The sequence below is a fragment of the Paenibacillus sp. FSL R5-0470 genome (assembly GCF_037975205.1).
GTDB lineage: Bacteria > Bacillota > Bacilli > Paenibacillales > Paenibacillaceae > Paenibacillus_AQ.
Genome location: NZ_CP150238.1, coordinates 4,732,682 through 4,746,766, shown reverse-complemented (window position 1 = coordinate 4,746,766; position 14,085 = coordinate 4,732,682). Strand labels below are relative to the sequence as shown.

Below are 14,085 nucleotides of genomic sequence, written 5' to 3'. Positions count from 1 at the left end.
TTATGCGTACTATTAATGTAGATTTGGGCGACCGCTCGTATCCTATTCTTATCGGTAGTGGTTTACTAAAGGACATCGCCCATTATTGTGCTGAGGCCGGATTTTCGGAGCGTAGTCCACTGTTAGTAGTGAGTGATACTGAAGTAGCGCCAAGGTACTTGCCGGCTCTTGAAGAAGGTCTACGTTCTCACGGCTATACTGTGGTTAGTCACATAATGACGGCAGGTGAAGCCTCTAAATCATTAGCCGTGTATGAAGAAGTCATGACAACCGCGATTCAAGCAGGATTAGACCGCAATTCAGCAGTTTTAGCTTTAGGCGGCGGCGTGGTTGGCGATTTAGCAGGATTTGTAGCAGCAACCTATATGCGTGGAATCGGCTTTCTGCAAATTCCGACGACGATCCTAGCTCATGATAGTAGTGTAGGTGGTAAAGTGGCGGTCAATCATCCATTAGCCAAAAATATGATAGGGGCTTTCTATCAACCGTCAATGGTACTCTACGATTTGGATACACTAAGTACTCTTCCAGCACGGCAAGTGTCATCAGGTCTGGCTGAAGTGGTAAAGCACGGTCTCCTCGTGGACAAAGAGTTCGCATATTGGTGTCGTGATCATGCCGAAGAGCTGCTAGAGCTGAATGTCGAAGCCTTAGGTTATGCTTTAGAGCGTGGCTGTGCAATTAAGGCAGATGTAGTGGCTAATGATGAGCGTGAGCATGGACTTCGAGCGATATTGAACCTCGGACATACGATCGGACATGCCATTGAAGCAGTTGGTGGGTATGGGGTGTTTCTGCACGGAGAAGCGATTGCGATTGGGATGGCGGGTTCAGCGCTATTGGCTGCGAAGCTTGGGCGGGATACTTCCATTTATGAGGACACTGTATCTATGCTGACCGCACTGTCACTGCCTGTACGGCTTCCTTCCGAGTATGATGAAGATGAACTGATGGACGCTATGATGCATGATAAGAAATTCAAGGAAGGCAAGATGACCTTTATCGTGCCTGATTCCATAGGCTCTGTAAGCATTGTGAACGATGTGCAGGAGTCGCTTGTGCGAGAGGTTCTCGCAGAGCTTAAGAAGGAGGGAAGACCGTGGTAAACCGAGGAATTCGCGGAGCAACAACCGTGACTAAGAACGAAGAGGCAGAGATTTTACGTGAGACCGTTATATTGCTGCGGGAGATCGTAGAACGTAATGATGTTATAGCTGAGAATATAAGCAATGTATGGATTACGATGACCAATGATCTGGATGCTACTTTTCCTGCAAGAGCTATTCGTGAGATTGAAGGCTGGGAAATGGTTCCACTTATGTGTTCAACGGAAATCCCGGTTAAAGGAAGCTTGCCGATGTGTATCCGGTTGATGGTACAGATTAATACGGATAAATCGCAGCGTGAGATTCGCCACGTTTATCTGAATGAGGCTCAGAAGCTACGTCCGGATTTATCAGAGAGCAAGTCTTAAATTATAGTTGTGGGTTGTCAATGACCCTCGTCATCATGTATAGTGTAGTTAGCCGAGTATAGAAGAGTTTAGTTTAGTTGAGATGAGTATAGTTGAGCAGAGTGCGAGAAGTTTTTTAGATTAGCATGTATCGTGTAAGCAGAGTCTTTATTTTGATATGCACTGAAGTCATTTATCAGTGATATATCTTATTTAGGGATAAGTCTGTAAACACTACATAATTATGCTAATCCATGCTCAAAAACATATACTTACTTACACAAACCCTCTACTTCGGTAGAGGGTTTTTTTGTATTTCGGAACCATTCATATATCTAAGGGGGCATCTAACAATGACGAATCCAAGTGTTCAAGAGGTGGTAAAGCTGTCGCGGGATTATAATCTGATTCCTGTTGTAAAGCGACTGCTCGCGGATATGGAAACACCTATCCGATTATTCCAACGTTTCGCTGAACGTGATCGCGCGTTCTTACTTGAAAGTGTAGAGGGTGGAAAACAATGGGCACGGTATTCGTTCATCGGTAGCGATCCCTTTTTGATGATATCCGGTAAAAAGGGTGCAATTAACGTTGAAGTCGGCGGAGAGAAGAAGCAACTATACGGAAAGCCGATTGAGGAGCTTAAAGCGTTACTTCGTTCATACCGTAGTCCTAAGCTTGACGAAATGCCTCCATTTACTGGAGGGGCTATCGGATTTTTCGGATATGATCTGCTTCAATATTATGAGAAGTTACCTCAGCATCCCGTGGATGATCTCCAAATGGATGATATAAGATTTATGTTTTGCGATCGGATCATTGTTTTTGACCATGTGAAGCAACAGATTCTGCTTGTTGGTAACCTGCATGTAAAAGACGGAGATACAGATTCGGATATCAGATCCAATTATGAAAGCCTGAGTCGTAAGCTGGAGGCTATGGCCGAAGATCTGCAAAAAGAAGGCCCTAAGGAAAATGTGAATCGTCGCAGCATTCCGCAGGATATCGAGCTTGGAGAGATTCATTCTAATCTCACTAAAGAGCAGTACATCAACAATGTAGAACAGGCGAAGGAATATATTCGCTCAGGCGATATTTTTCAAGTGGTATTGTCACAGCGGTTGCATATTGAAACGGAAGTTTCTCCATTGCATGTATACCGGATGCTCAGAACTCTTAACCCCTCTCCTTATATGTACTATTTGAAAATGGACGAGGAGATTATTGTTGGCACTTCACCTGAAGCACTCGTAAAGGTAGATGGAAATCGTGTGGAGACACGGCCGATTGCTGGAACTAGACCAAGGGGTGACAGTGAAGCAGCAGACCGGGCGTTTGCTGCGGAGCTCTTGGAGGATGAAAAAGAACGTGCGGAACATCTGATGCTTGTTGATTTGGGTCGTAATGATCTAGGGAGAGTATCCAAATTTGGTTCAGTAAAATGTGATTCCTTTATGGAGATTGAAAGATACTCCCATGTCATGCACATGGTATCGAATGTGTCAGGCACGCTCAGTGAGGATAAAGATTTCTTTGATGCCTTTCTCTCCTGTCTGCCTGCCGGAACGGTTTCTGGGGCACCGAAGCTGCGAGCTATGGAGATTATAGCAGAGCTGGAAAAAGAAGCTCGAGGTGCTTATGCCGGAGCAATTGGATATTTAGGGTTCTCAGGAAACATGGATTCTTGTATCACCATTCGTACCATCATCTTCCGGAAAGGTCGTGCGTACGTACAGGCCGGAGCAGGTATCGTTTGGGATTCGGTTCCCGAGAAAGAGTATGAAGAAACGGTGAATAAGGCGAAGGGCATGCTGAAAGCTATTCGTATGGCAGAAGCTATGTTTCCATCCGAAGTGAAAGAAAAACAAGTTATCAACCAAGATTATATGTACGAATATACCCCTGAACAAGTGGTTTGATTTATATAGTAACTCATTAAGGCTGGGAGGAAGAACATTATGGATGCAACGAATTTAATTCAATCAGGAATCGCCGGACTAATCGAAGGCAAGAATCTGACACGTACAGAAGCACGGGATATAATGGGTGCTATAATGCTAGGAGATGCTTCACAAGCGCAAATCGGTTCACTACTGACCGCTTTACGAATTAAAGGAGAAACCGTGGAGGAGATTACGGGTTTTGCAGAAGCTATGAGAGGGTTCGGCACATCCGTACTGACTGATCGCGCACGCTTGTTAGATACTTGTGGTACGGGCGGTTCCGGCATCCATAAATTTAATATTTCAACCGCCTCTGCGATTATTTCATCGGCGGCTTCTGTAAGAGTTGCCAAGCATGGAAATCGTTCTGCTTCAGGTAGAGCGGGAAGTGCGGATGTACTTGAAGCCCTTGGCGTAAACATTCATCTGAATGCAGACCAAGCCCGAGAATGTCTGGATCGTATCGGCATTTGCTTTTTATTCGCACAAATTTATCATCCTTCGATGCGGCATGCAGCAGCTCCTCGCAAAGAGCTTGGTGTACGTACGATCTTCAATATGCTGGGTCCTCTTACGAATCCCGCTGGGGCAGACCGTCAGCTCCTAGGGATTTATGACCGAAATAAGACGGAGACGGTGGCTAATGTACTGAAGGAGCTGGGTTCCAAGCGCGCAATGGTTGTAAGCAGTTCGGATGGTCTGGACGAGATCAGCATCTCAGCCTCTACATTAGTGTCTGAACTAAAAGAGGGTGTAGTGACCACTTATGAAATTACTCCGGAGGGATTAGGTCTTAACAGACATCCACTTGAAGCTGTTTTGGGTGGAGACGCAGCAGAGAACGCAGCAATTATTACCTCTGTGCTCCAAGGTGAGATCAATCCCTACCGAGATATCGTGTTAGCTAATGCAGGAGCATGTATATATGTTGCGGGTCTGGCGGATACCATGGCCGGAGGCGTCGAGAAAGCTAAAGAAGTAGTGGATTCGGGTAAGGCATTATCCAAGCTGAAACAGCTTGTTGTGATGACGGAGGAGCTTAATTATGTATCTTGATAAAATTGTCGCTACAAAGATCAAAGAGGTGGAGGCGCTCAGTTATAGTTTTTCTCTAGCTCAAGCTGAACGTGATATAGCAGCACTCCCTCAGACTAGAGGCTTTCGTAAGGCTCTGACCCAGGGGAAGAACAGGGATATGGGTTTGATTGCGGAGGTAAAGAAGGCATCCCCTTCAAAAGGGCTGATTCGTGAAGATTTCGATCCTGTTTCCATTGCAAAAGGTTATGAAGCGGGCGGTGCTGATTGTTTATCTGTTTTGACGGATACGGATTATTTTCAGGGAAGCGCTGCTTACTTGCAGCAAGTGAAGGAAGCTGTAAATCTGCCACTGCTACGAAAAGATTTTATTATCGATGAGAAACAGATTTATGAAGCGCGTATTCTTGGAGCAGATGCGGTGTTGTTAATCGTTGCTATTTTGACACCGGATAAACTGTCTCATTTTATAGAAATAGCTACTGGGCTTGGAATGGATGTATTAATCGAAGTTCATGATCGGAATGAGCTTGCGGTGGTATTAAGTACAGACAGGATAACACATCCTAATATTCTGCTGGGTATTAATAATCGTAATCTGCGTACCTTTGAGACGTCCTTAGAGACAACGGCAGAGCTGGCAGCACTAGTACCTCAAGGGGTTCCTGTGATCAGTGAAAGCGGAATTGCAGGGCCAAGTGATATTGACTACTTAAGAACGACTGGCGCTCACGGGGTCCTCGTAGGGGAATATCTAATGCGTCAAGCTAATGTAGAAGAAGCGGTAAATGGATTGCTAGGAATGCTTCCAAATGGAAAGGACCGTGTCCGGCATGGCTGAGACATTGGTAAAAATCTGTGGACTTCAGGACGTTGAAGTGCTAAAATCTATGTTACACTTACCACTAGATTATATTGGATTTGTATTCGCTCCTAGTCGTCGCAGGGTTACTCTGGAGCGTGCTTCCGAACTGATTGCTGAACTTCCGCAATGGAAGACTAGTGAAAAACCTAAAGCTGCTGGGGTTTTTGTTAATCCAGAGCTGGATGAGCTGAGCGAACTGCTCTCCGTTGTGTCACTAGATGTCATTCAGCTACATGGGCAGGAAAGTCCAGCCTTTTGTCAAAAGGTTCAGCAAGCTTTCCCACACGTTCAGGTGTGGAAGGCATTGTCTGTTGCTGATAAAGAGTGTGATGACGCTGATAACAAATATACATTGGAACAATACGCAGGCTTCGTTGATGCTGTATTGTTAGATACTTATGATCCTCAGCAGAGCGGCGGCTCTGGGCGCACGTTCGCTTGGGAGAGGTTGCCTGATTATCAGGAAATCGCGCTACGAAATGGTTTGCCGTTATTTGTGGCTGGCGGACTTCATCCTAATAACGTAGGAGAGTTGCTAGATACTTATGCTCCGTACGGAGTAGACGTATCTAGTGGAGTAGAGAGTGAAGGCGTTAAAGATATTATTAAAATGACAGCTTTTGTGGAAAGGGTGAAGCAATCATGACACAAGTACCGGACCAGCATGGACGTTTCGGTTCATTCGGAGGGCGCTTCGTGCCCGAAACTTTGATGACTGCATTGATTGAGCTGGAGGAAGCCTATGAGAAGTATTCGGCAGACCCTGCTTTTCAAGAAGAAATAGATTATCTATTAAAGCAATATTCCGGACGGGAGACCCCACTGTATTATGCGGAACGTCTAAGTAAACATCTGGGAGAAGCAAAAATATATTTGAAGCGTGAAGATTTGAATCATACAGGTGCTCATAAGATTAACAATGCGATTGGTCAGGGAATTCTGGCTAAAATGATGGGTAAAACCAAGGTGATCGCCGAGACTGGAGCTGGTCAGCATGGTGTAGCTACTGCTACGGTTGCAGCCCTACTTGGTATGGAATGTAAAGTGTTTATGGGGGAAGAGGATACTCGTCGCCAGGCACTCAATGTATTCCGTATGAAGCTGCTTGGTGCTGAGGTGATTCCCGTTACTTCCGGATCGCGTACCTTAAAAGATGCCGGCAACGAAGCGCTTCGCTACTGGGTTAGCAATGTGGAAGATACTTTCTACATTCTCGGTTCTGCCGTAGGTCCACATCCTTATCCGATGATGGTTCGTAATTTTCAGCGGGTTATTGGTGATGAAACGCGGCGCCAGATTCTTGAGGCTGAAGGAAGACTGCCGGATGTGCTTGTTGCTGCAGTAGGTGGCGGTAGTAATGCTATCGGCATGTTCTATCCATTCGTAGAGGATAAAGGTGTCGGTATGATTGGTGTTGAGGCAGCAGGCAAGGGAATTGACACACCATTTCATGCGGCGACGATGAGCAAGGGGACTCATGGCGTATTCCAGGGTTCGATGAGTTACCTTCTGCAGGATGAACATGGTCAAGTAACAGAGGCTCATTCCATCTCCGCAGGTCTGGATTATCCAGGCGTAGGTCCTGAACACTCCTATTTAAAAGATATCGAACGCGCAAAATATGTTCCGATTACGGATGCAGAGGCGCTTGATGCACTGAAGCTGCTATGTGTAAAGGAAGGTATTATTCCAGCTTTGGAGTCAGCACATGCGATAGCCCATGTAGTGAAGATGGGTCCAACCCTTACCAAGGATGATATTGTTGTTATCTGCCTGTCAGGCCGGGGAGACAAAGATGTGGAATCGATCATGGCGTACACAGAAGGGAAGGGAAACGAATGACAACCGAAACTACAAACCGGATGGATTTGGTATTCCGGAAGCTTAAAGCTGAAGAACGGACGGCATTAATTCCTTTTCTGACGGTTGGAGACCCTGATCTGGAGACTACGCTTGCCATCATCGCAGAACTGGAGGCGGCAGGTGCAGACATTTTGGAGCTGGGAGTACCTTACTCTGATCCGCTAGCAGATGGCCCTGTCATTCAGCGAGCGTCTGCACGAGCTCTGCGGGGGGAGGTTCACCTGCGTACCTGTATGGAGACCGCGTTAAAAGCTCGTCAAGCCGGAAGCAGCTTGCCCTTTATTTTGTTTTCCTATTACAATCCTATCCTGCAAATGGGGCTGGATACATTTTTCGCAGAACTGAATGCTCATGAGATTAGTGGTCTTATTATTCCAGATCTTCCTGTCGAAGAATCAGAGGAGATGCGTCGCCGCAGTAGTGAAGTTGGCGTTAATCTCATTCCACTAGTTGCACCGACCTCAAGTGAACGTATTGCGAAGATTGTCTCAGGTGCGAGTGGGTTTATCTATTGTGTATCCTCGTTAGGTGTAACAGGGGAACGATCCACTTTCCATGCTGATGTAGAGGCGTTTATTGATTCAGTGCGTCAAGCTACGGATCTGCCGGTGGCTGTAGGGTTTGGGATCTCAACTGGCGAACAGGTTGCCCGCTTTGCTCAGATTTGCGATGGCGTGGTAGTAGGTAGTGCGATTGTTCGTAAAATAGAAGAGGTCATTCCGCTGCTCGATAATCCCGCTACACGGAATGAGGGGCTGTTGCAAATTCGAGAATTTGTGGCACAATTAAAAAGACCATAACAGTGTCATTTTGACCTGTGTATAGTGGAGTAATCAACTATGGAGAGCGAGGACTATTCATGAATCCAAAACCGAATATAGTTAATCTCCCTGTCTACAAACCAGGGAAACCTATAGACGAAGTTAAGAAGGAGCTTGGCTTAAGTGAGGTTATTAAGCTTGCATCCAATGAGAACCCGTATGGAGCTTCCCCGAGTGCTAAAGAAGCTATTCTAGCAGAGCTTGAGAATCTTTATCTATATCCAGACGGATCGGCCGTTGAGTTGACGGCAGCACTTGCCAACCGTCTTGGTGTGAACAGCGATAATATTATTTTTGGCTGTGGTTCTGATGAGATTATTGCTCTTATTGCTCGTGCTTTCTTCTTGCCAGGTGATGAGACAATCATGGCTGACCAGACCTTCTCTGTGTATAAGAGTAACGCAGATATCGAAGGCGCTGTGTCCATCGAGGTACCACTTGTAAATGGTACACATGATCTGGATGGGATGCTGGCCCGTATTACGGACCGTACGAAGGTTATCTGGATTTGTAATCCGAATAACCCAACAGGAACGATTGTACCAGAGGAAGCCTTGGTTTCTTTCCTTGATGCTGTTCCTTCCAATGTAATGGTTGTTCTTGATGAAGCATACTGTGAGTACGTAACAGATCTTTCTTACTCCAACGGTATCCAATTATTAAATCGTTATACGAATTTGGTTGTGCTCCGCACATTCTCCAAAATTTATGGCTTAGCCGCATTGCGTATTGGTTATGGCGTTGCTAGTCCTGAGATTATTTCATTGATCAACAAGGTACGCGAGCCTTTCAATACCACTCGTCTTGCGCAAGCCGCGGCTCTTGCTGCCTTGAATGACCAAGAATACGTGGAGGAATGCCGTCGTCTTAATAGCGCGGGTATTGTCCAATTACAAGGTGAATTCAAACGTCTGGGCCTTGAATCCTTCCCTGCACACGGGAACTTCATTATGGTAGATGTTCGCAAACCTGCAACCGAGGTTTTCGATGCTTTGATGCGTAAAGGAATCATAGTAAGAGCGGGTCATCAAGTTTACCCTACTTATATTCGTGTTACTGTGGGCTCTGCTGAACAGAACACAGCGTTTATAACTGCGCTGGAACAAACGCTTATAGAGTCTGGTGTGCGGGCTTAGTAATAAACAGCAAGACTAGACTAAAAAAGGCAGGTAGTTCAAAGAACATGACGACAAAAATAGCTATATTCGGTGTCGGTCTGATCGGAGGCTCACTGGCCCTTTGCTTTAAAGGCAAGGAGGGCCTGACCGTCGTAGGACATGCCCACCGTCCTGAATCCGCGAGTAAATATATAAGCAGAGGTGTGGTTGATCAAGCCACACTTTCTGTTGAAGAAGCGGCACTTGATGCTGATTTCATTTTTTTATGTGTACCGGTAGGGATGTTAGAGGATTATCTGCAGCAATTAAGTAAATTGCCTCTAAAACCCGGCTGCATTATTACAGATGTAGGAAGCACGAAAGCTAGTATTGCCGCATGTGCGGTCTCCTTAGATATTCCTGGAGTACATTTTATCGGCGGACACCCAATGGCAGGATCAGAGCGCTCAGGTGTTGAGGCAGCTTCATCACTGCTATTTGAGAATGCCTATTATGTGTTGACGCCTCCTCCAGGAGTGCCAGATGAGGCTTATCATGCACTGGAGTCTCTACTACACCACACAAGAGCACAGATAGTACGCCTTGATCCAGAACGCCATGATGAGATTGTAGGTGCCATTAGTCATCTACCGCATATTATTGCTGTTGCTTTGGTAAATCAGATTCGTGCCTATGACGATACCGACTCCTTATATAGCACGCTAGCTGCAGGGGGCTTTCGGGATATCACTCGGATTGCGTCCAGTGATCCTATAATTTGGCGAGACATTTTGCTGAACAATCGTTCCGTAATGCTTCGTTTATTGAAGGATTGGAACGAGGAAGTTTCTTCTTTTGTTCGTCTACTGGAAAGAGAAGATGGCGTAGGGATTGAAGAGGCCTTCGAAGAAGCGAATGGCTTCCGCAGTCAGTTGCCTGAACGGCGTAAAGGCATGATCGCACCTTTATTTGACCTACATATTGATGTACCGGATCATCCGGGGATTATCGGTCGCATCGCTACTGAGCTGGGGGACCAAGGCATTAACCTTAGCAACGTACAAATCATCGAGAGTCGTGAAGATGTGCCGGGTATTATGCGCCTATCTTTTCGTCAGGAGAACGATATGGAACGAGCGAAAGTGCTCCTGCAGGAGCACGATTATACCGTATATGTGTAGTATTAAGGTTCGCTCCGGGTCATTTTCAAATCGTAATAAATAGTAAAAACAGCGATTCTCATGTTATTAGAGAATCGCTGTTTTGTTATTCTGGCTTGTTGGTTGCTAGCTTCCACATGCCGCCGTCAGTATCACCTTTGAAATAGTCTTTCGGACTCCACTGACGCTATTTCATTTGGAGGGCTTATATTGGGTGTTTTTCGCTCTAATTTAGATTTGGCTTTTTGCAACTGTTCCCGAACTCGCTTTCTCCATTTCGATCAGTATTTCTTCCAAGAAATTCTCAGGTACATATGTCATGCCGTTCATTATAAATTCCTGGCTGACATTAACCAAATTAACTTGAGTTTATTTCGCCGTAACTATTTTGGCTATCTACAAAACGATTTCTTGCTGCTCCTATACCAACTAAAAAGAGAAAGGCCGAAGCTCCAAGCAGAATGAAAAGTGGCAGGTTCCAACTATTTGAAGCATCATGCAGATATCCTATAAGGGCAGGACCGATTGCGGCAAGCAGATATCCGATCGATTGCGCCATACCAGACAGTTCCGCCGCTTGATGCGCATTTTTAGTACGTAAACCGAAAAACATCATGGATAAGCTAAAGGCGCAGCCTCCACCAATTCCGAGTATGATGATCCACAACAGAATGATATTGGAGCTTCCGTAAAGCAGTCCGAGCGTTCCCGTCAAAAGCAAAATGGTTGTGATGACCACTAACGAACGTTGACTTGACATTCGCCCAGCAATAACAGGGACAATAAAGGTAAATGGAAGCAGCGCTAACTGCATTATTGAGAGGTACCATCCTGATTGGCTTGAGTCAATGCCTTGCTGCTTTAAAATTTCAGGCAACCATGCGATCAGCACATAGAAAATCATGGACTGCATACCCATAAACAAGGTTACTTGCCAGGCGAGAGGGGAACGCCAAACATTTACATCATTGCAGGCCATCTGTTGACTCGTCGAGGTTGTTCGCTTCGTATGCTTCCTTAATTGAGGCAACCAGCAGAGGATCGATACAAAGCTTAAGATCCCCCATATTCCCAACGCTCCCTGCCATTTTAAACCTTCGTTTGCGGCTAGCGGTACACTAATTCCCGATGCGATCGCTCCAGATAAACTCATTGAAATTCCAAAGATACCAGTCATGGCACCTATTTTATTAGGGAAATCACGTTTGATTAAACTTGGCATTAATACATTACAAACGGCAATTGCAAATCCAAGAATTGCAGTTCCAATATACAGATTTGCAGCGCCAGCTAAAGAACGTATTACAATACCAACAGTCAAAAAGATCAGGGCAAACAAAATTAAAAGTTCTACTCCATACCTGCGTCCTAGTTTTGGTACTAGAGGCGATAATAAAGCAAAGGTAAGTAACGGTACCGTTGTTATCAGGCCTGCTAAAGTATTGGAGATATGAACGTCTTCCCTTATGAGACCCACTAAAGGACCGACCGAGGTTAAGGGAGCACGTAAATTTGCGGCAATAATAATAATGCCGAGTATTAGCAGCCCTAGAGATGATGGTAAGATTTTCTTGTTCGGCATTCTTCATTTCACCTTCCAGAATTATGTGTACTTTTGGTTTTCTGCTGATTGAAAAACTATGAAATAACATCCGCGCGGACAATAAAAGTATATTATAATATATTAAAATTAACAATAAGTATTTTATAGTTAACTTTATGAAGACTGTCCTATCACTTGAAGTGCTTTATATTAGTTAAAAAAAATACAACTCTGAGTTCCCATATATAATGGAATACTGAGTTGCATTTTATAAGTGAAATTTTCGGCTTTTAGAAACCATATTTTAAGGAGATATGGAGCACTGTTTCGCTATTCGTATGATTGGTATAAGAGTGAGGGCGATCTGCACGAAAACTGATCGTATCATATTGATTCAATGTGTACATCTCACCATTGACTTGAATTTCAATGGAACCAGTCATTACTGTCGCAATTTCAGTTGTATTCACATGATGACCTTCAGGGTGATACGAACTATTTGGCTGTAAGTAAGCTCGACACATTTCAATATCGTTGCTTACGTTTTTAAAGACGGGTTCAATGATCCAATTCTTTTGATCATTAGAAAACCGAAGACCTTCGCCTGCTCGATACAAACTAACAGGGTCTTCAGATTTGAACAAAGCTAGTAGGGGTAAAGATAGGCCTTTTGAAATTTTCCATATAATCGCCAAAGTTGGATTTGTCTCGCCGCGTTCGATATTCCCCAGAGTAAGTTTACTTACACCTGTTAATTCCGCTAAGTCATCTAAGTTCATGTTTTTTTCTTTTCTGTACTTTTTCAAGGCACCGCCGATTTGTAGTACAAGTTGTTTTGATTCATCGATTTCATTCATTTCATATTCACCTCAACAAATATCTTTATAGCTAGTATATTGTTTATCTTGACTCTTTTCCATACCTCTTCAAGTGGACGCAAACGGGGTAATAGATTACTGTGGGGATTTGTGAAAGCTAATTCGCTCGCTATAGTAAAATAACCTATTATAGATCATCTAACAAAAGGTACAGCGCTTACAGGACAAAAAAAGACCGCTTACAAAGTAAGCGGCTACAGTTCACAATAAATTGGAACCGTGTAGTATTTGGATAGGAGTGGAGAGAAACCATACTGTACTTTTATTATATGTATACGTTTACATTTTGTCAACAGTTTATTGAAAAGAGATTAAAGTCACATTACAGTGATCAAAGTCTTATGGTTGAACTTCATGTTCGTTTATAATCTGTTGTCAGGTCATGCTGACGAGATTACTGCTCTGAAGTCTATTAATGTCATCCTATGAGAATCTGTGATACAATAGATCTGGTATATTTCTAGATTCGTTATAAAATTTATATGCTCTTAGAAATATGCCATTTTTCTTTTTATATTCATCACAATCATCATGCCTTAATTATTGGGTGTTTGAATATACATAGGTGTATTTCAAAATTGAAGAACGGATAAGTTGCACGTCATATGTTTTCCCTTGAATTCCCATGAGGAACGTTTGTCTTACATAAAAGGTCGACAATATCGTTTCTTCTTGTAATAAACTAAAAAGTTGTAGTAAACCAGCGCAACTTTTAAAGCCCAAACCGGTATAATAAGTACGGACCGGACGGGAAAAGACGTGCAAGGGCGAGGAGGGCCAATCTCACCATGACGGATTCCCAGTTGATCCAGGAAATTAAACAAGGCAACACAGAATTATATTCAGAATTAATGCGTCGTTATCAACGAAAAATATTGGCATTTGTATATCATATGCTTAGAAACTCACAAATGGAGCTAATTGCAGAGGACCTTTGTTCGGAGACTTTCTACAAGGCATTCCGTAGCTTGCATTCCTTTCGAGAGGTAGATGCTTCCTTTTCAACGTGGTTGTACACTATTGCTCGTAATACCGTGCTAAGTGAGCTTCGTAAGAATCGTGCCGGAAATGTATCCCTAGAAGAGAGTGGATATACTCCCGTTGCACCGTTTGAAGTAGCGCCTGAGCAGGCTGCATTGCGTAAAGAACGGATGAATTTGGTTCGTGAGGCAATTAATAATCTTCCGGAGAAACAACGCTCTGCGCTAATCCTGCGTGAATACGATCAGATGGATTATCAAGAAATTGCAGAAATTTTGGATCAGAGTGTAAGCTCCGTGAAATCATTGTTGTTTCGTGCCAGAAGTAGTGTGAAGCTTCAACTCGAATCCTATTTCAATGAGCCTGAAGTTGAAGAGCAGGTTGAGAGGGTGTAAGGCGAATGAATTGCAGGGAAGCGCAAGAATGTATTCCGCTCTTGTGGGACG

Annotated in this window: 13 protein-coding genes; 11 read left to right on the top strand and 2 right to left on the bottom strand. The window is 44.2% G+C overall.

Going from position 1 to position 14,085, the window contains the following annotated elements; translation table 11 throughout:
• The first annotated feature begins 2 nt into the window (after positions 1–2).
• The 10 genes from aroB to MKY99_RS20965 all read left to right on the top strand — a co-directional run bounded on the left by aroB (position 3) and on the right by MKY99_RS20965 (position 10,258).
• Positions 3–1,106 (top strand): 3-dehydroquinate synthase, encoded by a 1,104-nt coding sequence (gene aroB, locus MKY99_RS21010; protein ID WP_339242713.1) that lies wholly within the window; start codon positions 3–5, stop codon positions 1,104–1,106.
• On the top strand, positions 1,100–1,474 hold the full coding sequence (gene aroH, locus MKY99_RS21005) for a chorismate mutase (RefSeq protein ID WP_042190180.1): 375 nt from the start codon (positions 1,100–1,102) through the stop codon (positions 1,472–1,474). Before aroB ends, aroH begins: the two co-directional genes overlap by 7 nt.
• Positions 1,475–1,806: 332 nt before the next feature.
• Positions 1,807–3,372, top strand: coding sequence for an anthranilate synthase component I (trpE, locus tag MKY99_RS21000; RefSeq protein ID WP_339266181.1), 1,566 nt, complete (start codon positions 1,807–1,809; stop codon positions 3,370–3,372).
• 39 nt (positions 3,373–3,411) lie between these two features.
• Positions 3,412–4,452 (top strand): anthranilate phosphoribosyltransferase, encoded by a 1,041-nt coding sequence (gene trpD, locus MKY99_RS20995; protein WP_339266179.1) that lies wholly within the window; start codon positions 3,412–3,414, stop codon positions 4,450–4,452.
• Positions 4,442–5,272, top strand: coding sequence for an indole-3-glycerol phosphate synthase TrpC (gene trpC, locus MKY99_RS20990; RefSeq protein WP_339266177.1), 831 nt, complete (start codon positions 4,442–4,444; stop codon positions 5,270–5,272). The genes trpD and trpC overlap by 11 nt, the downstream gene beginning before the upstream one ends.
• Positions 5,265–5,942 carry a phosphoribosylanthranilate isomerase gene (locus MKY99_RS20985; protein WP_339266175.1) on the top strand — a complete coding sequence of 226 codons (678 nt, stop codon included), beginning with the start codon at positions 5,265–5,267 and terminating at the stop codon, positions 5,940–5,942. The genes trpC and MKY99_RS20985 overlap by 8 nt, the downstream gene beginning before the upstream one ends.
• Positions 5,939–7,138, top strand: a complete 1,200-nt coding sequence (gene trpB / locus MKY99_RS20980) for a tryptophan synthase subunit beta (RefSeq protein ID WP_339266173.1) — start codon at positions 5,939–5,941, stop codon at positions 7,136–7,138. The genes MKY99_RS20985 and trpB overlap by 4 nt, the downstream gene beginning before the upstream one ends.
• The gene (gene trpA / locus MKY99_RS20975; protein WP_042190168.1) at positions 7,135–7,959 is read left to right on the top strand and encodes a tryptophan synthase subunit alpha; all 825 of its coding nucleotides are present in this window, start codon (positions 7,135–7,137) and stop codon (positions 7,957–7,959) included. Before trpB ends, trpA begins: the two co-directional genes overlap by 4 nt.
• A 59-nt stretch (positions 7,960–8,018) precedes the next feature.
• The gene (hisC, locus tag MKY99_RS20970) at positions 8,019–9,116 is read left to right on the top strand and encodes a histidinol-phosphate transaminase (protein ID WP_076284569.1); all 1,098 of its coding nucleotides are present in this window, start codon (positions 8,019–8,021) and stop codon (positions 9,114–9,116) included.
• Between the two features lie 47 nt (positions 9,117–9,163).
• A complete protein-coding gene (locus MKY99_RS20965; RefSeq protein ID WP_339242704.1) occupies positions 9,164–10,258 on the top strand; it encodes a prephenate dehydrogenase in 1,095 nt (364 codons plus the stop codon).
• Positions 10,259–10,595: 337 nt separating this feature from the next.
• Here the strand turns inward: MKY99_RS20965 and MKY99_RS20960 are convergent, their stop codons facing one another.
• Positions 10,596–11,819, bottom strand: a complete 1,224-nt coding sequence (locus MKY99_RS20960; RefSeq protein WP_339266171.1) for an MFS transporter — start codon at positions 11,817–11,819, stop codon at positions 10,596–10,598.
• A 251-nt stretch (positions 11,820–12,070) separates the two neighbouring features.
• Complete coding sequence (locus MKY99_RS20955; RefSeq protein WP_042190158.1) at positions 12,071–12,637, bottom strand: XRE family transcriptional regulator; 567 nt, start codon at positions 12,635–12,637, stop codon at positions 12,071–12,073.
• 809 nt (positions 12,638–13,446) lie between these two features.
• Here MKY99_RS20955 and MKY99_RS20950 point away from each other — a divergent pair.
• Positions 13,447–14,034: a sigma-70 family RNA polymerase sigma factor gene (locus MKY99_RS20950; RefSeq protein ID WP_042190156.1), complete on the top strand. Its 588-nt coding sequence runs from the start codon at positions 13,447–13,449 to the stop codon at positions 14,032–14,034.
• The last annotated feature ends 51 nt before the right edge of the window (positions 14,035–14,085 follow it).